At 63.8% G+C, this 22,836-nt stretch carries 16 protein-coding genes and 2 tRNA genes; 4 read left to right on the plus strand and 14 right to left on the minus strand.

Going from position 1 to position 22,836, the window contains the following annotated elements:
- Positions 1 to 111 precede the first annotated feature (111 nt).
- The 10 genes from AB870_RS09390 to AB870_RS09435 all read right to left on the minus strand — a co-directional run bounded on the left by AB870_RS09390 (position 112) and on the right by AB870_RS09435 (position 9,355).
- The gene (locus AB870_RS09390) at positions 112 to 831 is read right to left on the minus strand and encodes a pseudouridine synthase (RefSeq protein WP_047907790.1); all 720 of its coding nucleotides are present in this window, start codon (positions 829 to 831) and stop codon (positions 112 to 114) included.
- A gap of 195 nt (positions 832 to 1,026) precedes the next feature.
- The gene (locus tag AB870_RS09395; RefSeq protein WP_237170124.1) at positions 1,027 to 1,767 is read right to left on the minus strand and encodes an ABC transporter permease; all 741 of its coding nucleotides are present in this window, start codon (positions 1,765 to 1,767) and stop codon (positions 1,027 to 1,029) included.
- 136 nt (positions 1,768 to 1,903) lie between these two features.
- Complete coding sequence (locus AB870_RS09400; RefSeq protein ID WP_047907791.1) at positions 1,904 to 3,088, minus strand: ABC transporter substrate-binding protein; 1,185 nt, start codon at positions 3,086 to 3,088, stop codon at positions 1,904 to 1,906.
- 35 nt (positions 3,089 to 3,123) lie between these two features.
- Positions 3,124 to 4,026, minus strand: a complete 903-nt coding sequence (locus tag AB870_RS09405) for an ABC transporter ATP-binding protein (protein ID WP_084663502.1) — start codon at positions 4,024 to 4,026, stop codon at positions 3,124 to 3,126.
- Complete coding sequence (locus AB870_RS09410; RefSeq protein ID WP_047907792.1) at positions 4,023 to 5,153, minus strand: acyl-CoA dehydrogenase family protein; 1,131 nt, start codon at positions 5,151 to 5,153, stop codon at positions 4,023 to 4,025. Before AB870_RS09410 ends, AB870_RS09405 begins: the two co-directional genes overlap by 4 nt.
- The gene (locus AB870_RS09415) at positions 5,150 to 5,716 is read right to left on the minus strand and encodes a carboxymuconolactone decarboxylase family protein (RefSeq protein ID WP_047909024.1); all 567 of its coding nucleotides are present in this window, start codon (positions 5,714 to 5,716) and stop codon (positions 5,150 to 5,152) included. Before AB870_RS09415 ends, AB870_RS09410 begins: the two co-directional genes overlap by 4 nt.
- Positions 5,717 to 5,918: 202 nt before the next feature.
- Positions 5,919 to 6,953 carry an AraC family transcriptional regulator gene (locus AB870_RS09420; protein ID WP_084664111.1) on the minus strand — a complete coding sequence of 345 codons (1,035 nt, stop codon included), beginning with the start codon at positions 6,951 to 6,953 and terminating at the stop codon, positions 5,919 to 5,921.
- Between the two features lie 338 nt (positions 6,954 to 7,291).
- A tRNA-Leu gene (locus tag AB870_RS09425) sits at positions 7,292 to 7,376 on the minus strand.
- A 140-nt stretch (positions 7,377 to 7,516) separates the two neighbouring features.
- On the minus strand, positions 7,517 to 8,431 hold the full coding sequence (locus tag AB870_RS09430) for a LysR family transcriptional regulator (protein WP_047907793.1): 915 nt from the start codon (positions 8,429 to 8,431) through the stop codon (positions 7,517 to 7,519).
- Between the two features lie 264 nt (positions 8,432 to 8,695).
- The gene (locus tag AB870_RS09435) at positions 8,696 to 9,355 is read right to left on the minus strand and encodes a short chain dehydrogenase (protein WP_047907794.1); all 660 of its coding nucleotides are present in this window, start codon (positions 9,353 to 9,355) and stop codon (positions 8,696 to 8,698) included.
- A gap of 127 nt (positions 9,356 to 9,482) precedes the next feature.
- Between AB870_RS09435 and AB870_RS09440 the strand changes: the two genes are divergently transcribed.
- The gene (locus tag AB870_RS09440; protein WP_053059647.1) at positions 9,483 to 10,424 is read left to right on the plus strand and encodes a LysR family transcriptional regulator; all 942 of its coding nucleotides are present in this window, start codon (positions 9,483 to 9,485) and stop codon (positions 10,422 to 10,424) included.
- Between the two features lie 43 nt (positions 10,425 to 10,467).
- On the opposite strand, the gene AB870_RS09445 is transcribed toward AB870_RS09440, so the two are convergent.
- A tRNA-Leu gene (locus AB870_RS09445) sits at positions 10,468 to 10,552 on the minus strand.
- Positions 10,553 to 10,831: 279 nt separating this feature from the next.
- Here AB870_RS09445 and rnr point away from each other — a divergent pair.
- Together rnr and rlmB are read left to right on the plus strand one after the other, a co-directional pair.
- Positions 10,832 to 13,408, plus strand: a complete 2,577-nt coding sequence (gene rnr / locus AB870_RS09450) for a ribonuclease R (RefSeq protein WP_047907795.1) — start codon at positions 10,832 to 10,834, stop codon at positions 13,406 to 13,408.
- Between the two features lie 270 nt (positions 13,409 to 13,678).
- Entirely contained in the window at positions 13,679 to 14,452 is a 774-nt protein-coding gene (gene rlmB, locus AB870_RS09455; protein ID WP_047907796.1) for a 23S rRNA (guanosine(2251)-2'-O)-methyltransferase RlmB, read from the plus strand.
- A gap of 54 nt (positions 14,453 to 14,506) precedes the next feature.
- Here the strand turns inward: rlmB and AB870_RS09460 are convergent, their stop codons facing one another.
- The 3 genes from AB870_RS09460 to tal form a co-directional block, all read right to left on the minus strand.
- Entirely contained in the window at positions 14,507 to 16,828 is a 2,322-nt protein-coding gene (locus AB870_RS09460; RefSeq protein ID WP_047907797.1) for a hypothetical protein, read from the minus strand.
- Between the two features lie 266 nt (positions 16,829 to 17,094).
- The gene (locus tag AB870_RS09465) at positions 17,095 to 20,448 is read right to left on the minus strand and encodes a hypothetical protein (RefSeq protein ID WP_157112283.1); all 3,354 of its coding nucleotides are present in this window, start codon (positions 20,446 to 20,448) and stop codon (positions 17,095 to 17,097) included.
- Between the two features lie 510 nt (positions 20,449 to 20,958).
- On the minus strand, positions 20,959 to 21,909 hold the full coding sequence (gene tal, locus AB870_RS09470; protein ID WP_047909027.1) for a transaldolase: 951 nt from the start codon (positions 21,907 to 21,909) through the stop codon (positions 20,959 to 20,961).
- Between the two features lie 233 nt (positions 21,910 to 22,142).
- Between tal and rpiA the strand changes: the two genes are divergently transcribed.
- Positions 22,143 to 22,835: a ribose-5-phosphate isomerase RpiA gene (gene rpiA / locus AB870_RS09475; protein ID WP_047907800.1), complete on the plus strand. Its 693-nt coding sequence runs from the start codon at positions 22,143 to 22,145 to the stop codon at positions 22,833 to 22,835.
- Position 22,836: the final 1 nt, after the last annotated feature.

Below are 22,836 nucleotides of genomic sequence, written 5' to 3' on the forward strand. Positions count from 1 at the left end.
GGCAGGCAAAGCCGACATCGAAGCTAACGCTCAAGTCAATGCCAGTGCCGGTGCGAAGGCGGTCCTGACGTGGTCACGGCTGAGCGCGGCACTGGCGGGAGCGCGGTTGAATCACTTGCCGGTCCCGGGCGCTTCGTAGGGCAGCGACAGCAATTCGTCCGGTGATAGATAGCGCCATTCACCGAGCGCCAGATCCCCCATCGGCAGGCCGCCGATGGCGGTTCGCACCAGATGCTCGACACGATTTCCCGCGGCGGCGACCATTCGCTTGACCTGATGGTATTTGCCTTGCGTTATCGTTAGCGCGATCTCGTGCGACGACAGACTCATGACGTCCGTGGCGGCGAGCGGTTCGGTTTCGTCGCGCAGGAGTACGCCATCGCGCAGCGCCTGCAACATTTCCGACGTCACCGGGTGCTTTGTTGTTGCGACATACCGCTTCGGCACATGGCGGCGTGGCGACATCATGGCGTGAAGGAACGGTCCGTCATCCGATAGCAGCAACATGCCAGTGGTGTCCTGGTCGAGACGGCCGGCCGGCTGCACGCCGCGTACGGCAAGCGGCAGCGGCAGCAACGAATGGACGCCCTCGTGATGCGTCGGACTTGTGGAGCACTCGAAGCCCTCGGGCTTGTTCAGCAGAATGTAGACGTGTTCACGGTAATCCCATGACTCACCGTCGAGGGTGAATTGCAGGCCCGTCGGGTCCAGCGATTCACGCGGATTGTCGTGTACCACGCCGTCGATGGCGAAAGCACCGGATTGGATGAGCTTGCGGCACATCTTGCGACTGCCAAAGCCCTGCGATTGCAGTAAACGTTCGAGCTCGATGATGCATTCTCCGTCAGGCCTCGGGATTCAGGCCGCTATTGTAGCGGTAGCGGCCTGAATCCCGAGGCCAGGGCGCACGGATGCACCGCCCGTTTGCTGCCGATGTGCTGCCCCATGCGCTGCCCGTGCGCCGGATCCTGTCGGCGTCGTATTGTTCGCTGCCCCCGCGGATTGGTCCGATTCGTTCCTTCCGCGCTACTCGTCGCGCATCGCCCCGCCAAACCGCCGATAGACGAATCGCGCGACCCAGTCGAGCGCGAAGCCCAGCACACCGATCACCAGAATGACCGCCGCCAGTTCCGAGTACGCCAGCCGGTCGCGCGTATCGAGAATGAGATAGCCCAGCCCCGCATTGACGCCGAGCATTTCCGCCGGCACCAGCACGATCCAGAGAATGCCGATCGCGAGCCGCACGCCCGTGAGTACATGCGCCGCGATACCCGGGACGTAGACATGCCAGAGCATTTCCCGGCGCGTCGCCGCAAGACTTTCCCCGAGTTGCACCCAACGACCGTCGATGTGCGTGACGCCAGCCGCCGTGCTCATGACGAGCGGCCATAGCGCTGCGAACGCGAGCAGGAAGTACACAGCCGGGTCGCCGACGCCGAGGGACATCACGGCAACCGGCATCCAGGACAGGGGCGACACCATGCGCAGAAACTGCAACGACGGAGTCAGCGCCGTGTCGAGCCAGCGCACGCGTCCAATAAGAAATCCGAGCGGCACGCCCAACCCGATGGCCCATGCGAGACCTACCGCGATGCGCCTCAAACTGGCGAGAATGTGCAGACCCAATTGCTCGTCGCGGAACAGATCGGGCAAGGCGCGGACCGCCGCCGGTGGGGAGAATTGCGACGCCAGCGAACCGGACGTCGTGAAAAGCGCGATGCCCAGCCACCAGATCGCCACGATGCCGACGAGGCCGGCGAGCCCCAACCATGCCCGCCATGCAGGGCGAGGGCTTGTTGTCCCTGTGGTCCCCGGAGTCCCTGTAGTTCCCGTCGTCCCCGCCGCGTGGATGAACGAGCGCGCGGCGTCGACGACCGGCGGATTCACGCGCTCGGACGCAAGATCAGACAACGATCACCTCCCGACGCGTAAATCCGTCCGGCAGCCCGAACGCTTTCATGCCGCCCACGGCGGCGATGCTCTTTTTGACGAAGCGATCGTCAACGAGGTCGCGCGCGACAAACGCCGGATCGAGCTTCGCGAGGAATTGCGCATTGCCTTCGACCTGCGTCTTTTGCATGTGGCGCACCAAGGCTTCCGTGTAGCTTGGATAGGGGTACGGCTGGAAGTCGATGCGCTTCTCGTGCCAGTCGGCGTGCACGATGGCCTTGTCGGCGAGATAGCGGCCTTGCTCGGATGCGGACGACGCCAACACGCGTTGCAACACCTGGAAGGGGTGCGGCGTATAGCGGTTTTCCCCTTCCTTCGAGAGCAGACGGGCGGCGTCTTCCGGATGCGCACGCGTCCAGGCCTGCGCCTTGACGATAGCGTCCACCACCCTTTGCGACCATTCCGGGCGTGTCGACAGATCGCGCTCGTGCATGGTGACAACGCAGCACGCATGGTTCTTCCAGACGTCGCCGGTGAAACGCAGAATCTTGCCGACCTTGAGATTCTCCGCCGCCGCGTTGAACGGCTCGGCGACGATATAACCCGCGATTTGTTTCGCCGCGAGCGCCGGCGGCATGTCCGACGGCGCCATGACGATCAGGTTGACCTCATTGGCCGCGGGGGCACCGCTCTTCCTGAGCACCGGCGTCAGCCCGTTTGCGGCCAGCAGGCCTTGCAGCACAACGTTGTGGATCGAATACCAGAACGGCACGGCGACGGTCTTGCCGCCGAGTTCGCCGACCTTGTCGATCTCGTTCGCGACCGTGATCGCACTGCCGTTGACGTGATTCCATGCGACTACCTTGGCCTGTGCCTGGCTGCCGTAACGCGCCCACACCGTCATGGGCGAGAGCAGGTGAACGACGTTGACCTGCCCCGAGAGAAATGCCTCGATCAACTGTGCCCAGCTACGCAGCAAGGTCGGCTTTTCGGCCTTGATGCCCGCCTGCTCGAAATACCCGTTGTGGTGTGCGACGAGCAGCGGCGTGGCATCGGTGATCGGCAGATAACCGATACGTAATGGCGCATCCGGCTCGGCGGCGGCGCGCGCCGCGGCCGATGCCAGTAACGGCGCCGCGCCGGCGACGGTCATCATCGAAGCGAGTTTCAGCCATTCGCGGCGGGAAATTTGGCACATGGTCTGGGAATCCCCGAAAGTTTGGTCGTCAAAACCTATCGTGTTGGATGAAGCACCGTTGCGTCGCGGGACATCGCGAGTTGCAACGCCTGAAGGACCTCGATGCGCAGCGCACCGAGCGCTTGCACCTGCGCACCGCGCGGCGACGGCACGTCGATATGCCACTGGGCCAACGTGCGGCCCTGATTGCCGAGCAGAACGATGCGGTCCGAGACGAGTAATGCTTCGTCGATGTCGTGGGTGACGAGGACGGTGGCCGCACCCGTATCGCGCACGACCGTCGCGAGAAGACGTTGCATGTCGGCGCGCGTGACTTCGTCGAGCGCGCCGAACGGTTCGTCGAGAAGCAGTGCACGGGGCTGACGCGCGAGGCAGCGCGCCAACGCCACCCGCTGCGCCATACCGCCCGAGAGCTGGCGTGGGTGCAGGTGATGGGCGTGGGCGAGGCCGACTTCTTCCAGCGCGGCGTCGATGCGTGCACGGCGCGTGTCGCGAGACAGTACCGGCTGGCGCGCGAATGTCAGACCGAAGGCGACATTGCGCTCCACCGAGAGCCATGGCAGCAGGCAGGGATCCTGAAAGGCGAGCGCGACGTCCGGGCGAGGGCCGGCAAGCGGCGCGCCGTCGACGGCGACCGTGCCGTGGCTCGGCATGAGCAATCCGGCTGCGATGCGAAGCAGGGTCGATTTGCCCGATCCGCTCGGCCCGAGCACGGAAACGAGTTCCCCCCGCGCCACCGAAAGATCGACGCCTCGCAAGATCGCGTGCTTGCCATAAGACAGGCCGATGTCGCGCAACGTAAGAAATGGCGCAGCCGACGGCGATGGGTTCGAGGAGGCGGGCGACGGTTCACCCGGCAACGCGCGTGGAGCATCTTCGCGCGCTGCGGCGATGAATGTTTCGGTGCTCGCGCGTTGCGCCGCCGTGGGCTGGGTCATGAAACCGTTCCAGTCTTGGGTTGTTGCGCCCGTTGCGCCGCGAGCTGGTTTTTCAGCTGCACGAGGCTTGGCGTGACGATCGGCACGAAGGCGGCCTCGCGTTGACGCCGCGCCACCCCCGAGACACCGCGCAGATAACCGCGTCCTCCGCCAGTTTGCACTTCGAGCGTGGCGGCGTCGTGAACCAGTTCCGCCAGCGCAATGCGCAGCTTGAAGAGACTTGCCGGTGTGTCGACGAATTCGCCTTGCGCCACCCCGGTCTTCAGGCGTGCGGTCAGGGTATCGAGTTGTTCCGTGAGCGCGGCGACGTCGTCGGCGACGGCCGCACGGGCGCCCGGCCCGCCGTCGTGGGTCCCCGTCAGGCTACGTCGCGCGAGGCCCAGCGACATGCCGCATTGCAAGCCAAGGAATGCGGGGCGAACGCGTGTGAGCCACGCCGGTGCATTCTCGGCAATGCGGTCGTCCTCGGTCAGCGGCGTATCGGTCATCTGCAATGCCGCTGTGTTCGTGCCGCGCAGGCCGATCAGGTCCAGATCGTCGCTACGTGCTACGCCCGGCGCATGGTGCGCGATGGCGAAGATCGACGGTGCACCGCCAGCCTCATGATCGACGGCAGCCGCGGCGACGAATCCCTGTTTGCGCAGGTTCGTGATCCAGGGCAGCCCGCCGTTCACTCGCCAGGCCGGGGCGCTGTTGCTGCCCGTGGTCTGCGTTGCACGAATTTGCAGTGGCTCTATGGCACAGAGGTACTTCATGGCGTTCGACAGCCCGGTAGCACCGGCGAGTTCGCCGCTGAGCAGGGCGGGCAACAGCCGCTCGCGCAGGCCCCGGTTCGGGCTTTGCAGCAAATATTCAATGAACGTGCGCTGTCCCCACAGCACGAAGGCCGCCGCGAACGAATGCCCGGCCACGTCGGCGACGCTGTCGATGGCATCTCCAATGGTGCCGCCAGCCCCGCCGAGTTCGGCCGGCACGCCGATGCGCAATAGCCCGGCGCTCGCCAGTTGCGGAACGACGTCGCCGCTGAGCGTCGCGTCGGTGTCTAGCGTTTCGGCGTGGGCGTCGAGCCAGGCCGCTAGCGCTGGTGCGCGCGCGGCCAGGCCGCACAGGCTGGCGTGGGTGCTCATGCTGCCTTCGCCTTCGGTTCCCAGCGGTAGGCCGCCAGTTGGGGGTTCAGTTCGTTCTGCGAAAGATTATTCGAAAAGTTGCACAGCGTGGCGAGCGACACGCCAAGCACCACTTCCAGCGCGGCGGCATCGTCGAAGCCAGCTGCCTTGAAGGCGGCGAGTTTGGCGTCCGACACCGCACCCCGTGTGGCAATGATGGCGCGCGTGAAGACGGCGACAGCGTCCAGCCTGGCGTCGGAGAGTTTGTCCTGATCGCGGATTGCATTGAGGAGCGCTTCGGGCAATTGCGCCTTCTTGAGCGCGACGGCGGTGTGGCCCGCCACGCAGAAACCGCAGCCGTGAATGCCGGCGGCAGTGATCTGCACGACCTCGCGTTCGGCGAGCGTGAGGCTGGCGCGAGCGTTGATGGCGCCGACGCTCAGATAGGTTTCCAGCGCGGTGGGGGCATTGGCGAGCGACGCGACCAGATTCGGCAGGAATCCGTTCGCCGCGAGCGACTTTTCCAGAAACGGACGGCTCGCCTCCGGGGCGGTCTCAAGGGTATGCAATGGCAGTCGGCTCATATCGGGCTCCTTACAATCGAGCATCCATTGTGCGCAAGGCCGGAGGAGCGCTCAATGCGCGCCCGTCTGAAAATTCTGCGGATTTGTCTCATCGGGCGGCGGATGTGGCCGACGGCCGGCTCGTCCTGGGATGGGTTTGCGCTTGCGGCGTTTCCGAAAAAGGTGGCGGTGGTGCGGTGCCAGGGTTCGCGCGGCGTGCGGATCAGTGAAGCGGGTACGCCGTCGAGGCGGTGGCCGTGCGCGGCGATGGCAATGGCGACGGCGATGTCGTTTGCGGGGCCGCGCCGGCCGTCTGGCGCCGCCACGCGCCTGGCTGGATGCCCGTCACGCGCTTGAAGGCCTGCGCAAACGCCGATTCGGATTGGTAGCCGACTTGTTCGGCGGCCTCCGGTAGCGGCACGCCGGCGCGAAGCAGCGCAGCCGCTGTTTTCATCCTCACAAGTGTGACGAATTGCGCGGGCGGCTGGCCGCCGATCTCCGCGAATTGCTTGCAGAAACGCGCTCGTGACATGTGGACGAATTCGGCCATGCTGTCTGTCGTCCAACGCTCCCCCGGCGACTCGATGATCGCCGCGGCAAGACGCCCGAATGCATCGCGACGCATCAGCCGCCACATCCCCGGAGCGACGTCCTGCGCATGCACCGCTTCGCGCAACGCGTAGTAGAAAAGCAGATCGGTGAGCCGGGCAAGCAGGGGCGACGGCGTATCGCCGGGCCGGCGGGCTTCCGCCTGAATCAGCGCGAAGATCTGGGTCATGCCCGCCAGCCGGCCACTGTCGCGGCGGGCAACGATCGGGTTCGGCAGCATGCCCAGGACCAGCGTGTCCAGCTCGGTGCGGAATTCGAAGAAGCCGCAGGCGAGGGCGACGGTGGTCCCCGTGCCGGGCGCTGTGCGCGGCGTGGAGGGCAGCGGCGTCATCTTGCCCGCGCGTGCCGTGAGGTCGGCCGGCGGCGTCGCGTCCGGGGTGAGGGCATGGGCTACGTCGGAGAGCAGAAAAACGGCATCGCCCGCGTTCAACGTGAGCGTACGGGGCGAGCGGCCCGCGCCGGCGTCGAGGTGCAGATAGCAGCCGCCGTCCAGTACCACGTGGAAGCTTGCCCGCTGGTAGCCCGCCGTGGACGCCTGATAAACACCGCAATATTCGCCGACGTGGAATAGCGTGCTTTTAAGTTCGAGCCCCGCGAGCAACCAGTCGGCGACCTGCTCGGGATGGTCGGGGTGGCCCGAAAGCGCCATCGGCGTGCTCGCGCATGAGAGCGTGACCCCCGTCGCGTCCGCCGTCTGCGCGACCTCCGCCAAAGCACTTCGATCCCGCGCCATGTCAAACCCCCGCCTCCAAGCGCCTTTTCCGGCAAAACATCCATCCTCCCCACCGACATTCGGCAACACAACTATTTTTTCGTTGGATGCTTATTCCGGGGCGGAGGTAAGGCGAGGGCCGGGTTGCGGTGCGTGACCTCGGCATCGCGATGCTTTCCGAGGGGGGGGGGGCGCACAACGTACGCGGACACTGCTTTCGGGACAGGAATGAAAAAAGCCGACGATCTTTCGATCATCGGCTTTCCGAATTTGTTTGGTGCCCAGAAGAGGACTCGAACCTCCACGGTGTTACCCGCTAGTACCTGAAACTAGTGCGTCTACCAATTCCGCCATCTGGGCCCCGTCAGCTCGCTTACTGCTTGCTCGCTGCGAAGAAGTGAGATTATGCCGAGGGCGCTTGGGGCTGTCAACACTGGGATGCAAAAAAATTCAAAAATCTTTCGCGCATCCCGTCCATCCCCGCCGCGGCGCCTTCGAACTCACGCCGCCCGCCCCATATGCTCCGAGCGGATCATGTCGATCAAATGACGCAAGCCCGGTAATGTCTGGCGCCGGCTTGGGTAATACATCGACAGGGGTGGGCCGTCCACCGCCCAATCCGTCAATACTGCCTCCAGCGTGCCATTCGCCAGTTCCGTCGATACGTTGCGCTCCAGGACATACCCCAGCCCGAGACCCCCAACGGCGGCCGCAATCACGCCGTCGCTTTCGTTGATGCTCAACGCGCCCGGCACATCCAGCTCCAGCGCCGTCGCACCATTGCCCAACTCCCACTTGTACAGCGTGTTGTCGCCCAGGCGCATCCGGATGCAATTGTGCGACATCAAGTCCTGCGGCACCTTCGGCCGCCCATGGCGCGCAATGTACTTCGGCGATGCCACCACAATCCACCTGAGCGCGGGCGTGAGCGGCGTTGCAATCATGTCACCCGGCACCGTGTCGCCATAACGCATGCCTGCATCGAAACCCTCGGCCACAATGTCCAGCATCCGGTCGTCGACGGTCACGTCCAGCTCGATGTCCGGATAAGACGCCACGAAACGCGGCAGGATCGGATCGAGCAGCAAACGCGCCGCGTCGCGCGGCACGTTCAGGCGCAGACGCCCGGCCGGCGACGCTCGATATCGGTCGAGCGCGCCGATCGCGGACGCAATCTGCTCAAGGCCCTGTTCCAATTCCTTCGCCAGGGCCGCGCCGGCAGCCGTGGGCGAGACGGAGCGACTCGTGCGATTCAACAACTTCACGCCCAGACGCGCCTCCAGATTGCGCATCGCGTGGCTCAGTGCGGAGGTCGTCACGCCCAGTTCTGCGGCGGCCTCACGGAAACTCTGCCGGCGGCAGATGGTGACAAAAACGTTCAAATCGGCAAGCTCGCCGCGAGTGAAGGCAGGCATGTATTTCCCAACAAGTATCAAGCAACGAAAACCAAAACACCCGACAAGCCCAACGAATTAAGCGTCCGTTGAACGGTATTCAATTTTTTGTGAGGCAAATTCTACCGATTTCCCCGGGACTCCGGACGGCGCCGGGCGTGAAGTGACGCAAACGCTACACATTCACATCGCCGCGACGCCGCTTGGCCGAAAACGTCTCGCAAAACGCAGAAGGGCGATTCACGGGGAATCGCCCTTGTTTTTCGTCACGTCATGGACGGCGCATCACGCATCCACGAAAATGACCTGTCCGGTAATGAAGCTGTCGACGCATCGCCGAAACGCCTTGCCGACCAATTTGTCGGCGACCGGTTGATAGCCGGGCATCATGTCCCGGTAGTCTTCCCAGGCGGACTCGATCACCGTGGGGTTCACGGCGTTGATCCGGATGCCTCGCGGCAGTTCGTGCGCGACGCATTTGACGAAGGTGTCGATGGCGCCGCTGGTGGTGGCATCCGCAATGCCTTTCGGCATCGGTTTGACGTTGAGAATGCCGGAAATCAATGTGAAGGATCCGCCCTCGCGGATGTATTTCAACCCTTCCCGTACGACGTTCATCTGGCCCACCAGCTTGCTTGCGATGGTGGTGGCCCATTGGTCGTTCGTCATCGATTCGAAATCGGCGTATTCGCAATGCCCCACTGCGCTGATGACGGCGTCGAACGGCCCGTGGTGTTCGATGACGTCCTGGAACAGCGTCGAAACCGAGTCGACGTCGGTGATGTCGACCCGCAGATGTCGCGCGTCGCCGCCACCGCCGCGCCGGCTGGCCATGATGACCTCATGCTCACCGAGATCGGTCATGGCTGCCTGTCCGATGTGCCCTTTCGCGCCAATGACGATCACGCGCTTTTGATCCTGCCTGTTCTTGATGCCGAGACTCATTTGGTTTTCCTCGTTCGGTCCATTCGAAAACGAGGTGCCATCATAAAAATCCACTGCTCAGTGGTAAATCAAGTGCCAGTTGTATCCGTTACAAGGAATCGTTGTGGATAGTGTCGATCTCAAACATATGCGAATTTTTCTGCGACTCGTGCGAGAGAAAAGTGCATCGAAAGTGGCCTTCGAAACGGGCATGTCGCAGCAGGCGATCAGCGGGTATCTGAAGCGGCTCCGGGATGCACTGCCACATGAGATTTTTCTGCGCCATAGCAACGGAATCGAGCCGACGGATTTTGCGCTGGAAGTGGCCCGCAAGTTCGAGCGCGCGCTCGATGAGGTCGACGGCGTATTTCGTCCGGAGATGTTCGACCCGGCGTCGGTGGATCGGTGTGTCGGCGTCATCGCCAACGAGTACGCGCAGATGTCGATGCTGCCCAGATTCCTCGCGAGGGTTCGTGAGGCTGCGCCGGGTATCCGGTTCAAGGTGCTGGATTTCGATGGCGCGACCCATGCGGCACAACTCGCAAAAGGCGATGCGGAACTGGTGCTCGGGTTCTCCGCGTTTTTCGATGGCTCGCTAATGAGAACGGCGCTTGCGGATGAGCAGTACTGCTGCGTTGTGGGGGAGGGCTCCCGGATCGCGGGCGAGATCCGGGACGTCGCGGATGTCGGAAAGTTTGCGCGCGTGGATTTTGCGCACAGCAGCAGTTATTCGGGCGATCTCGTGTCGCAGTTTCTTGCTGCGCACGGGGTGCGTTGTGCGCCGGTGGCGACGCTGGCTTGTTACACCTCACTCAAGCCGTTTCTCGATTTCAACGACGCGCTCGCTTTCGTGCCTCGTTCGGTCGCGACGGCGTGCCGGTTGAGATGCATCGATCTCGATGTCATGCCGGAGGTGTTCAGCGTTGCCGTCGGGTGGCATCGCAGGACGTCGGGGAATCCCATGGGGATCTGGCTGCGTGAGATGGCGGGCCGGTGTTTGGGGGACGTTGGGGCCGATGCCGCCTCGAAGCGAGGCCTTCCGGGGCACCGGGCAACGCGCGCGGGGACACCGCTTTCAGGGCAGGAATGAAAAAAGCCGACGATCTTTCGATCATCGGCTTTCCGAATTTGTCTGGTGCCCAGAAGAGGACTCGAACCTCCACGGTGTTACCCGCTAGTACCTGAAACTAGTGCGTCTACCAATTCCGCCATCTGGGCCCCGTCAGCTCGCTTACTGCTTGCTCGCTGCGAAGAAGTGAGATTATCCGTATGTGACGCGGGAGTGTCAACACTTTCAGGTGAAATATTTTCGTTTCCCTCGCTCGCTTCCATCGGCACGCTCAAATTCCGCACAGGTGGCAGTTTTCGTGAGGTTTGCCGTATGATTGTCGCTGACTGTAAGACGCCGCTCCCCGCGCGTCATACAACACCACGGACCGTCGGGCGCATGGTGCGCCACTCGGCCGGATTCCACCGGCACAGTAACGCTACCGACCTTTGAGCAAATATCCCTATCCGATCCCGAGCCGCGAAGAAATCCTCGGTGTCCTGCGCACCGCCGACTCCGCGCTGTCCGCCAACGATATCGCCGAAGCCCTGGCCATCAAGAAGCAGGAGCGCGAAGGTTTCTTCAAGCGCCTTGCCGCCATGGAGCGCGATGACCAGATCCGCCTCGACCGGCGTGGCTACTATCAACTGACGCATCCGTCGAACTTCATCGCGGGCCGTGTCATCGGCCATCGCGATGGCTACGGCTTCGCCGTGCGTGACGACGACGGCGACGATCTCTTCCTTCCGAACGAGGAAATGAAGAAGGTCATGCACAACGACCGGGTCCTGCTGCGCATCGCCGGCTACGATCGCCGCGGTCGCCCCGAAGGCCATATCGTCGAAGTCGTGAGCCGCGCCAACACCCACGTCATCGGGCGTCTTCTCAACGAGAACGGCGTCATGGTCGTCGCGCCCGAAGACAAGCGCATCGGTCACGATATCCTCATCCCGCCGCGCGCCCAGGGCAAAGCGAAAGTCGGGCAGGTCGTCTCCGTCGAACTCACCGATTACCCCAGCCGCTACAGCCAGCCCATCGGCCGAGTGTCGGAAGTCCTCGGCGATATCGACGACCCCGGCATGGAAATCGAAATCGCCGTGCGCAAGTACGGTGTGCCGCATCAGTTCTCCGCCGAAGCGCTCGCCGCCGCCGGCGCGCTTCCCGATGAGGTGCGCACCCCCGACCTGCGCCATCGCATCGACCTGCGCGACGTCCCGCTGGTGACGATCGACGGCGAAGATGCCCGCGACTTCGACGACGCCGTCTACTGCGAACCCGCCAAGGTCGGACGCAGCAACGGCTTCCGTCTGATCGTCGCCATCGCCGATGTGTCGCACTATGTCGTGCCGGGCGGCCCGCTCGACGCCGATGCGCTCACGCGCAGCACCTCCGTCTATTTCCCGCGCCGTGTCATTCCGATGCTGCCGGAGAAGCTTTCGAACGGCCTGTGTTCGCTGAACCCGGACGTCGACCGCTGTGTCCTCGTGTGCGATGCGCTCATCGCGCCGAACGGCGAAGTGAAGGCATACCAGTTCTATCCGGCGGTTATTCACTCCGCGGCGCGTCTGACCTACACGGAAGTCGCGGCCGTGCTCGGTAATACGAAGGGCGCCGAAGCGCAGCGGCGTGCCGCGCTGCTGCCGCACCTCCAGAATCTGTACGAGTTGTACAAGGTGCTCGCCAAGGCGCGTAAATCGCGCGGCGCCATCGAGTTCGATTCGACGGAGACGTACATCGTATGCAACGCGCAGGGCAAGATCGAACAGATTCTGCCCCGCACGCGAAACGATGCCCACCGTCTCATCGAGGAGTGCATGCTCACGGCCAACGTGTGTGCGGCGGATTTCCTCAAACGCCACAAGCAGGCGGGCCTTTATCGCATTCACGCGGGGCCGTCCGGCGAACGCCTCCAGGTGCTGCGCACGTTCCTCAAAACGCTTGGGCTCTCGCTCGGCGGCGGCGACGAGCCGGCCACGTCCGATTATGCGGAACTGATGACGCAGATCGAAACACGGCCCGACGCGCCCATGCTCCAGACGATGCTGCTGCGCTCGATGCAGCAGGCCGTCTACAGCCCGGACAACATCGGCCACTTCGGTCTCGCGTACCCGGCCTACACGCACTTCACGAGTCCGATTCGTCGCTATCCGGACTTGCTTACGCACCGTGCCATCAAGGCGATCCTCGCCGGCAAGAAGTACGAGCCGGAGATTCCGGCCGGTGTGGAGCTGACGACGGGGTTGTCGCCGCATGCCCGCAAGCTTCAGAAGGACGACGACGCCAAAGGCAAGAAGTCGCCGGCCGTGAAAAAGCGCGTCGCGATCTGGGACGAACTCGGCCTGCATTGCTCCGCCAACGAGCGCCGCGCCGACGAAGCCTCGCGCGACGTGGAGGCCTGGCTCAAGTGCTACTTCATGCGCGACAAGCTTGGCGAGGAATATGGTGGCACGGTCAGCGCCGTCACCTCGTTCGGCATCTTCGTGCAGCTCGACGACCTGTTCATCGAAGGCCTCGTTCACGTCACGGAACTGGGCAGCGATTATTTCCAGTTCGACGAAGTTCGCCACGAGTTGCGCGGCGAGCGTACGGGCATTCGCTATCGGCTGACCGATCGCGTGCGCGTGCAGGTAAGCCGTGTGGATCTGGACGCTCGCAAGATCGACTTCCGCCTCGTGCGCGAACCGAACGCCCGCTCGCTGGCCAAGACGTCCGGTCGCAGCGAGCGGGGTGGCGCGCCCGCGCCGTCGCCGGCGGCGGGCACGCCCGGTATCGCCGGTTCGGCGAGCCCCGGACCGAGCATTCGTCAGTTGCCCAAGGGCGGCGCGTTGCTCAACGGCGTGCAACCCGCGCCGGCCGGCAAGCGTCCGGCCAAGCCGAAGTCGGCCAAGGTGAAGGCCGCACGCGCGGAACGGGGTGCGGGCTCCGCGAAGCGTAGTGGTGGTGCTGGCGGTGGAAGCGGTGGCGGCAAGGCGCCGGCGAAACGTCAGGGCGGTCCGGGCGGTCAGGCGAAAAAGCCGCGCCGCTGACCGGTGTGCGCGTGGCTTTGTGCCGTGGTTTCGACGGGATGTCTCGTCGAGCGGCGGCGCGCCGGGCGGTTTGCAGTAAGATAGGCGCCTTTGCCGGAGACGACCGGCTTCGGTACCCGCGATGAATTGCGGCGGCGGTGGCTCACATGGGCTCCCGCCGCCGTCGTGCTTTGGGCGGCGCAGTTGTCCGCGAGCGCGGCCGCCCGTCGGCCAGGCGGCGCGTCGATGCGTGGCGATGGCCCGGGGCACACGCTATTTTGAGGATATGACATGAGCAAATTGAAATTGCTGTTCGGCTTTCATGCCGTGACTGCCCGTCTGCGTCACGACGCGAGCAGCATCGAGGAAATCTATTACGACCCGAGCCGACGCGACCGCCGCATGACGGACTTTCTGAAAGCGGTCGAGACATTCAAGAATGCGCCGGGCGTGAAGATCAAAGTCATTCAGGCCGACGGCAAGCGTCTGGACGGCATGGCCGGCACGTCGCGCCATCAGGGCGTTGTGGCGCAGGCGCAGGAAGTCTCGCTCGCGCTCAATCTCGACGAACTGCTCGACGGCATTTCGGGCGATCCGCTGCTGCTCGTGCTCGACGGCGTAACCGATCCGCATAACCTCGGCGCCTGTCTGCGCGTGGCCGACGGCGCGGGGGCGCACGCGGTAATTGCGCCGAAGGATCGCGCCGTCGGCCTGAATGCGACGGTCGCCAAGGTGGCGAGCGGCGCGGCCGAGACGGTGCCCTACATCATGGTGACCAATCTGGCGCGCACGCTGCGCGAACTCAAGGATCGCGGCATCTGGGTGGTCGGCACGTCCGACGATGCACCGGCTGATATCTACGGCACGAAGCTCACCGGCCCGATGGCGATCGTGATGGGCGCGGAGGGCGAAGGCATGCGACGCCTTGTGGGCGAAACCTGTGACGAGCGCATGCGCATTCCGATGGCCGGCGGCTGCGAGAGCCTGAACGTTTCGGTCGCCAGCGCCGTGTGTCTTTACGAGGCTGTGCGCCAACGCTCGGCGGCCGCGAAGGGCGGCCGATAACGCATAAGGGCGGCCACGGTGCAGCGACGGCCGCACGTCTTCTCGGCGATGTCGTCAGGAAACATGGAGCTTTGCCCGGAGCCGATTGATTCGGTCGGTCGCACCCTCGTACCCGCCGCCGGGATCGGTCACGGGCGGCTCCGGGAGCGCGGTCTCAAGGCGCCAGGCCTCTTTCTCGCTGGGCGTCATACTGACCGTGCTGAAACTGGCCAGTTGTTCCGTCCTTACCGCTTCGACACGCCGCCTGTCGAGTTCCTGGGCTTCCTGGAACTTGCGCGCCGCCCGTTCCGATCTCGCGCCGGCTACGCGTTGTGCCTGTTCCCGTGCCGCTTTCTCTGCTTTTTCCGCTTTTTGCCGCGATTGGGTTTCCGCCTCTCGTAGTGCTGTAACGCTGGCCTGGCACGCCGTTTGCCGGCTTCGCTCCTGGCCGCTCTGTCTTGATTTTGCGAGAGCCGCGTCGGTAACGTCCCGCGTCGCGCGCGAGGCCTCGATATACGCCTGGCGTTTCGCGTCGTGCCGGGCCTCCTGTTGCGCGGCGATGAGTGCGCGTGCGGTGAGATCGTGCGCCGCACGACGGGCCGCCTGCGTTGCCGCCGCCGCGGAACGCTGCGCGACGAGTGCCTGTGCCGTTGCGTCCGGCGTGCCGGCCTGCTTGTCGGTCAGCATCTGGTACGCCGCTGCGGCAGCGCCCACGTGCGCTTGAAACCGCTCATGCACTGTACGCACCGGAACGTAGCGATATGCCATGAGGAATTTGCCGTACGCGTCTACCTCCGTTTCAACGATGCGATTGCGCGCATCGAACCGGGCCGCGTGCATTGCGTTCTCATACGACGGCCCGGCGCTATTGATCAACCCATCCATGAGGCTGCGCGGTGGGTCCTCGTTCGGCACCATCCTGCGCCATCCTTCGGTCGCCGCCTGTGCGACGATGTCCCGAAGATCGGCCTTGTCCTGCGCCGTGACGGTGGGCATGCCCGCATGCATTGTCGCGCGCAGGTTGATCTTTGCCATTTCCGCCAGTGCTTCGGGACGAAGGGTGTCGAAGAGCCGGTCGAGTGCGGCTTCGAGCCGTGGCATTCGCATTGTCTCGATATGCACCTCGTCCGCAAGCGCGCGCTCGCGCCGGAATGGCCGCATGAGGTGAGCCCTGACGCGTGCTGCGACAGCGTTTTTTGTCGACTTGCAATAGAACTCCCTGACCCGCAGTTGATCGAGAATCCACCCGGCATGCCCGGAGGTCGAAGGATTGCGGACGTCCAGTTCCTTGACGAATCCCTTGTAGCGAACGCCATTGAAGATAAATCCGGGCGGTGTCCTCAGCATGTCGGCCACACGGTGCGCCGCGCACCCCTGCGCGACAATCGTATCCAGCAGACCGATGAAGGCGCGGGCGAGTGTGGGGTGCGCCGCCGCCCGACGGCCGAGCATGGAGATGAAGTATTGCCCTTCTGGCGTCTGATCCAGCATGTCGAAGACCGCGTCGACAGGCAGCGTCATGGGGGGAATCAGGGCGGCGAGCAACTGAAGATATTCGACGGTGCACGTGAGCGTGAGCTTCGCGGTGTGTGGGGAATCGGAATGGACGAACATAAGCGCCCTGGCAAGGGGCCCGACGATATCCGGTTCGAGCAGCCGGCTTGCCGCCGTCTCGTCAATGCCGCGAGCGCCGGCGGCGGACGATGCGCCGCGCAACTCGGCGACGACGTCGGCCAACCTTTGCAGGTGGCGAATGGCCTCGATATGGCTATTCGCGGCGCGCCTGTCGGAGGCCACCAGGTAGATGTAGCGGATATCGCAATGTGCCACTTCGTGCAGTGCTTCCAGCGGGGCGTCGCCCGACGTGCCGGCATCGATCATCCGGCTGACGAGCATGGTGGTATTGATCTGCACGCCTGTCGCGTCGTTTCGGATTGCCTCGGCGATGACCTGCGCGGCGGTTGGTGTCGCATGCGGCGCGCGTTCCGTCGTGTTGCTGGCAGCCACATGAGACGCCTTCGCCCTCGCGTTCTCGAGATTGCGCAAACGTCGGCGCGCGTCCACCACCCACACCAGTCGCTCCTGCCGGCAGTCGGCGTCCCCCATGCGTTCGTGAACGTACAGCCTGGGCGTGGTGCCGTGAACCGGGTCCGGGTCCTGCGCGAAGTAAATCAGGTAGCCACGCGGCGTGCCGAACATGACGAACATCAGGTTGTTGGCAATTTCGGACTGCATGTTCATGACGTCCGGTGCGTGCGCGATGGTCCAGGCACCGCCTCTCGTGCACACCGCGTCGGGTCCCAATAGCGCCCGATAAACGACCGGAATGTCCCTGTGCATGGCCGGATCGAACTGCTGGACAACGACCTGCCGGTTTCCGGCGTACGCCAGTTCCACGGAAAAGTCGGCATCATGCAGCCGTTCCTGTGACGCGCGCGAGGTGTCCCATGATCGAGATGGCTCCGATGGTGCGTGGGCCGCGCCTGCGAAAGTCCGCTGCCAGGCCATGTTCTCCGGCCGATTCGGATCAACGTCACGCGCCGTATCCTGCTGCGCGGGGAGGATGGCGCCTGTCGCGCACGATGGGAGCGGATTCGTAGGCATGAGGGCAGATGTAGAGTGAATTGAGCGAGTTGGCGAGGGTTGACGTGCTCGCCCCTGCGCTATTGCGGCACCGCCGTGCGCTGCTTGCGCCCGGACCTGGACGCCGACGTCGATGCGACGGCCGACGACGATGCCACGGCTGACGGCGATGCTTTGCCGGAAGCCGGTACACGGGCGTCAAACGTGCTTGCGCCGCTTCGCAATCTCTCGAGGCGGGCTACCAACGCCGTGCTTGAGGGCAACTCCTTGTTATTTGCGCGTCGTGCCGGTCGTTCACGTGGGACGTGTTCGCCCCTGGCCCCGCTTGCGATGAGCTGCTCTTTCGCAAAGGAAGCGAGATCGCGGGCCCGCTTCACTGAGGCTTGCTCGTTACTCAGTTCCTTTTCCATCGCCCGCTTGGCCGCTTGTGCGGCTGTGGCGCGCCTGGCCGCTTCGGCAAGTCGCTCTTGCGCTGCGGCGGCGCCGAGCGCCGCATTCACGGCCCGATGCGCCGTGTCGTCCGCCACGGCCGCTTGCACGCGATCCCGCGCATGCGCATGCACCAACGCTTGCACATCGGTCTTCAGAGCGCTGTCGCCTGAAATGATACTTTCATACCCTTGCAAGGCGTCTGCGACGATGGTGTCGAATTCCCTTTCCAACATGACATCGCTCAGATGCGGATTCTCGCTTCGGCAGTGAATCCAGCGCGCCTGCGTACTGGCAACAAGGGCATCGATTTCCGCCTTGCGCGGCTGACTGAGCGCAGCGCCCAGCCTGCGCCCCACTTCATCCAATATGCTTCGCGTCAGCGACGACCCCGCCTGCTCGCCCGGAAATTCCTCCTGCCACATCTGGTCTACCGCCTCGACCGCCGACGCTCTGATCTGCCGTTGTTCGCCGACGCTTAGCGAAGGCATGATTTCGTTGAGTTCCTTGCGGAGTTGTTCTGCTTCGATCACGTTGAGCGCCGAAGCGGAAAACGTGTGCACGACGTAGTCAAGCGCTTCCGCCAGCGTCCATGACCTGACGTTCAACCGTTTTTTTGCCTCCGGCGGGATGTGGTAACCGCCTTGTTGCAACTTCAGTATCTGCCTGAGCGGCACCATGCTGCCAACGACTACCGTCTTCGGTTTGACTTTCATTTCGCCGAGGCGCTTGAGTAACGAATTGCGGTATGGCACGAGATCGGCATCCAGTGCGAGCAGTTCGTTGTAGAAGTCCCAGTCGAAACCGCTGGGCTTGCGAAGCAGCATCCGGGCGATGTCGAGGTTTTGGGCGTTCGCGTGCTGAAGTGTGCGTATGAAAGCCACAAACGCTTCGAGCAGGTAGACATCGAAGCAAATGCGTTTGCCCAGTTGCGAGATGTAGTCCACCCCCGCCGGCGTTTGCAGGGCTTCAAGCACCTCGTCGACCGGCAGCACCTTTGCGCGTATCAGACAACCGACCAAGCGAATGTAGGCGATAGCGCATTTCGCCTTGATGCCGGTCACTCGTGGTGAATCATCGAAGTGTTCGACTCGGAGCATACGCATCTGTGCGACCAGCATCCCTTCGCGCAACAAGTGTCTTGCGGGTTGCGTCAGGACGTTCTCGCCCGTGCTTGTCCGGTATTTCGCGAGTTCATTTGCGATTTGCGAAGTCTGCGCGACCGGTATGCCCTGCTGCTGCAAGCCTATTGCGGCTCGCCTCCGGACATCCTCGTAAGTCCTTGCGCCATGTTCCGTGAGTTTCCGTGCGATTTCCGAGAGTCGCTGCATCGCCCTTGCCGCCCCGTGGCGGCTGTTGATAACCATAGGCTCGAAGTGCTGGTGGCAAACGAGCGTTACGTTTCGGCCGGAGTGGACTTCCAGCTCCTTGAGCACGCCGGCGCAGGCGTTTGTGTCGCCGGCAAACAGACAGTTGAGATGAATATCGGTCGTGAACTCGCCGGCATTGACGTCAAGACGGATGGCGTCGCGAACGATCTGCAACGGGTCCTGCCGTGCGCGAACCGTCTCGCAAGCCGACGTCTGGATCCCCATGGCGGCAAACATCTCGCCGGCCTCGGAGTCCGGGACATGCCGTTTGAAACGGCGATTGGCGTCGACAAACGTGAACGGGTTCGTCGCGACCTGGTCCTCCCGTCCCATCGCTTCGTGAATGCATGTCTCAAGCTGGCTGGCTTGCCGGGTTCCCGTTATCGCAAAATACACGAACATTCCCCGACCGGTGCTGAATGTCGCAAACGCCAGTCTGCCGCCGCATAGGCGCGTCCACAAACGCTCGATGCCTTCCGGGTGTTCGATGTTCCAGCCGGTCTCGTTCCGGAAAATGAGTTCCTCACCCAGGATGCTGCAGTAGATCGAAATGTCCATGGTATGAACCGAGGAAGAGAACTTGACGTAAGGCATCGGAACCGGCGTAGTGCAATGCATGGTCGAGTCATCCGGAAGGGTCGCAGACATGGCTTTGTCAGCGACGGGAGGGCGTGGCACGATGTCCGGCATTTCGACACTGCAAGCCGAACCCGGCCTCCGCACCTCTTCGAGGTCTGGTTGGGCAGGAAGCGACGGTGAGCCTGACCCCGTGCTCATCGTCTCGCGCGACACGATTTCCGAGCCGAGTGGTGCCGGGCTGCCCAGCAGACGTTTGATGCTGGGCGCGGGCATGGAGAGGGACGATGATGGATCGATGCGAGTGCAGACGGTATAGGGCATGCGCTGTGGAGGATTGGCACCCCACGGATCGCTCACGATGACGAACTCGGAATGCTCCGTTGCTACGATCTCCCCGGTCTCGTGCCTGTACTGCGCGTGGGTGACCTGAATCACCCGCGCGGGCACGTGCGCGACCGTGCTGGTATTGTCCGCCATTCGCGCGTCGTGACGCGCGATGTAGTGCTGGTCCTCCGGACATTCCGGCGACAGGCGGGTAAACGAAATGCGCTCGCCCGGGTGGAGCGTCTCCTTGGTCATGCGGTACTCGTTGCCGTATTTCATGACGAAGCAGGGCGACGGATCCTTGACGCGTACGGTGGGAATCGTGTGCACCAGCAGCTTCCCGTCGACGGTGCTGGTGAATTTCGTATCGAGGAGGTCATCGATCGCGGGCATTGGCGCGAGCAGCGAATTCAACACCTCGCCGGTCAATTCGTCGAATGTGATCACACCGGGCGACGGCAACGCGTTGGAAAGGCTGTCCGAGAAGCTGACGTCGCTCAGGGGCGGGGAGAGGCTTGGCGAGCGAGGGGAAAGGAAAGCGGCGGACCTTTGCGGCGTCGGCGGCCGGAGCGACATCGAAGGGCGTTGGTCCCAATGGGGAAAGACCTTTTGGGGCGCGACGAAGTCGTCCGCCCTGAGCGGCGTCATGCCGGCGGCATACGATTGAGCGGGCGACGCGGAACTCGTCGACGGCGGATACAGGCTGCCTGCTGCATTAATTTGCGAAAACATGGAAGCGTTGTCGACGCGCGCACTCGTTTCGTTGCCACAGCGCATGGAGCGGGGCATCCCGAGAGCCGAATATTGCGACAGGCGGGAGCGCCACGCCCAGCCGGGAGCACGTGCCGGAAGTCGTTTAGGTGAGACCTAGTCTGCATGCCGCCTGCAATCATCCACTTGCATAATGTGCTCGTGGGTGAGCTTTGGGCGCGTGCCCCGATGCCTGTGCCCAAAACAGCGCAGGCGCTCACGTCACTCGCCTGTCGCGGTCCGACGATCTTACGACGTGGCGCGTGGCGCGTGGCGACGTGGCGACGTGGCGACGTGGCGACGCGCGAGCGTTGGGGCGGTGGTGCTAGAGAGGTGGAGGCGGGAGAAGCGGGAAGAAGCGGGAAGAAGCGGGAAGAAGCGGGAAGAAGCGGGGGAAGAAGCGGGGGGAGAAGCGGAGGAGAAGCGGAGGAGAAGTAGCGAGGGGGGAAGAAACGCCCGCGAGATGGACCCCGCGGGCGATCACAGCGGGGATCAGCGCGTCGCGTCGATCAGCGCTTCGAGCTTGATGGCGTCGGCCGCGAAGGCGCGAATGCCTTCCGCGAGTTTTTCCGTGGCCATGGCGTCGTCGTTGAGCGCGAAGCGGAACGACGGCTCATCGGTCTTCACCCGCTCGATGTCCGCGTCGCGCGCCTGCTTCACTTCGAGCCGGCGCTTCACTTCGCCTTCGGTGGTGCGTAACTGTTCGAGCAGTGCCGGGCTGATCGTGAGCAGATCGCAGCCCGCGAGCGCGAGAATCTGACCGGTCGAGCGAAAGCTCGCCCCCATTACTTCGGTGCCGTAGCCGAAATGCTTGTAATAGCGGTAGATGGCCGAAACCGAGCGCACCCCCGGATCGTTTTCACCGGCGTTGGCGGCTTCGTCCCAATTCGCGCCGGCCGACTTTTTGTACCAGTCGTAAATGCGGCCGACGAACGGCGAAATCAGGCACGCTCCCGCCTCGGCGCACGCGGCGGCCTGCACCAGCGAGAACAGCAGCGTCATGTTGCAGCGAATGCCGTCGCGCTCCAGAATCTCGGCGGCGCGAATGCCTTCCCACGTCGAGGCGATCTTGATGAGCACTCGCTTGCGCTCGATACCTTCGGCTTCGTACATCGCGATGAGCTTGCGTGCGCGTGCGACCGTCCCGGCAGTGTCGAACGACAGTCGCGCATCGACTTCCGTCGACACGCGGCCCGGCACGATGCCGAGAATTTCGCGGCCGAAGGCGATCAGCAGGCGGTCGATGATCTCGTGCGTGCCGTGCGCGCGGTGTTCGTCGACGACGCGCTCGAGAATCGGGCGATAAGCGTCTTTCTGTACGGCGCCGAGAATCAGCGACGGATTGGTGGTGGCGTCCTGCGGCTTGTAGGCGTCCATGGCCTGAAAGTCGCCGGTGTCGGCCACGACGGTGGTGTGACGCTTGAGTTGGTCGAGCAGATTCATGAGGGCGGCCTTGCGAGAATTGCACAGCGTGACATGAAATCCGGCCAATCTTCGATGATGTCGTTCATGCCGAGCGATCGTCGATGCGCGAATCCGCGAGACAGGCCGGAACAGCGAAGAAGCGTTCGGGCGGGGACGCGACGATGCGGCGCTGTGTGCCGCCGACGAAAAACGGCGCGCCGTCCCCGACTCCGGTAAACTTCCGACTTTACCAAACTTTGCCGAAATTCCCCATGACCCAGGACGAACTCAAACGCTTGGTCGGTCAGGCCGCTGCCGACTATGTGAACCAGCACGTGCCCGAGGGCAGCGTGATCGGCGTGGGCACCGGATCCACGGCCAACTGCTTCATCGACGCCCTGGCTGCCATCAAGGGGCGCTACCGCGGTGCGGTTTCCAGCTCCGAAGCCAGCACCGAGCGCCTGCGCAAGCACGGCATCGAAGTGTTCGACCTCAACCAGATCGACAGCTTGCCCGTCTATGTGGACGGCGCCGACGAAATCAACGCGCTGGGCCACATGGTCAAGGGCGGTGGCGGAGCGCTCACGCGCGAGAAGATCGTCGCCTCGGTCGCCCGGACGTTCGTCTGCGTGGTAGATGCCTCGAAAGAAGTCGCCGTGCTCGGCGTTTTCCCGCTGCCCGTCGAGGTTATTCCGATGGCGCAGGCGAGCGTCGCGCGTGCGCTCGAAGCCCTCGGCGGCAAGCCGCAGGCGCGTGTGCGCGCCGACGGCAGCCCGTACATGACCGATAACGGTTGCGCGATTCTCGACGTGCACGGATTGCAGATTCTCGATCCGGTGGCGTTCGAGGCGGAGGTCAACCAGATTCCGGGCGTGGTAACGGTGGGGCTGTTTGCGCAACGCGGCGCCGATCTGACTCTGATGGGCACGCCGTCGGGGGTGCGCACCATCGACTACAAAGACTGAA

The sequence above is a fragment of the Pandoraea faecigallinarum genome (assembly GCF_001029105.3).
Lineage (GTDB): Bacteria > Pseudomonadota > Gammaproteobacteria > Burkholderiales > Burkholderiaceae > Pandoraea > Pandoraea faecigallinarum.

Excerpts from the sequence above, each read along its gene's own strand:
- AB870_RS09400 (WP_047907791.1), bottom strand. The coding sequence starts at position 3,088 with ATGTGCCAAATTTCCCGCCGCGAATGGCTGAAACTCGCTTCGATGATG.
- AB870_RS09405 (WP_084663502.1), bottom strand. The coding sequence starts at position 4,026 with ATGACCCAGCCCACGGCGGCGCAACGCGCGAGCACCGAAACATTCATC.
- AB870_RS09410 (WP_047907792.1), bottom strand. The coding sequence starts at position 5,153 with ATGAGCACCCACGCCAGCCTGTGCGGCCTGGCCGCGCGCGCACCAGCG.
- AB870_RS09415 (WP_047909024.1), bottom strand. The coding sequence starts at position 5,716 with ATGAGCCGACTGCCATTGCATACCCTTGAGACCGCCCCGGAGGCGAGC.
- AB870_RS09420 (WP_084664111.1), bottom strand. The coding sequence starts at position 6,953 with ATGGCGCTTTCGGGCCACCCCGACCATCCCGAGCAGGTCGCCGACTGG.
- AB870_RS09430 (WP_047907793.1), bottom strand. The coding sequence starts at position 8,431 with ATGCCTGCCTTCACTCGCGGCGAGCTTGCCGATTTGAACGTTTTTGTC.
- AB870_RS09435 (WP_047907794.1), bottom strand. The coding sequence starts at position 9,355 with ATGAGTCTCGGCATCAAGAACAGGCAGGATCAAAAGCGCGTGATCGTC.
- AB870_RS09440 (WP_053059647.1), top strand. The coding sequence starts at position 9,483 with ATGCGAATTTTTCTGCGACTCGTGCGAGAGAAAAGTGCATCGAAAGTG.
- rlmB (WP_047907796.1), top strand. The coding sequence starts at position 13,679 with ATGAGCAAATTGAAATTGCTGTTCGGCTTTCATGCCGTGACTGCCCGT.
- AB870_RS09465 (WP_157112283.1), bottom strand. The coding sequence starts at position 20,448 with ATGTTTTCGCAAATTAATGCAGCAGGCAGCCTGTATCCGCCGTCGACG.
- tal (WP_047909027.1), bottom strand. The coding sequence starts at position 21,909 with ATGAATCTGCTCGACCAACTCAAGCGTCACACCACCGTCGTGGCCGAC.
- rpiA (WP_047907800.1), top strand. The coding sequence starts at position 22,143 with ATGACCCAGGACGAACTCAAACGCTTGGTCGGTCAGGCCGCTGCCGAC.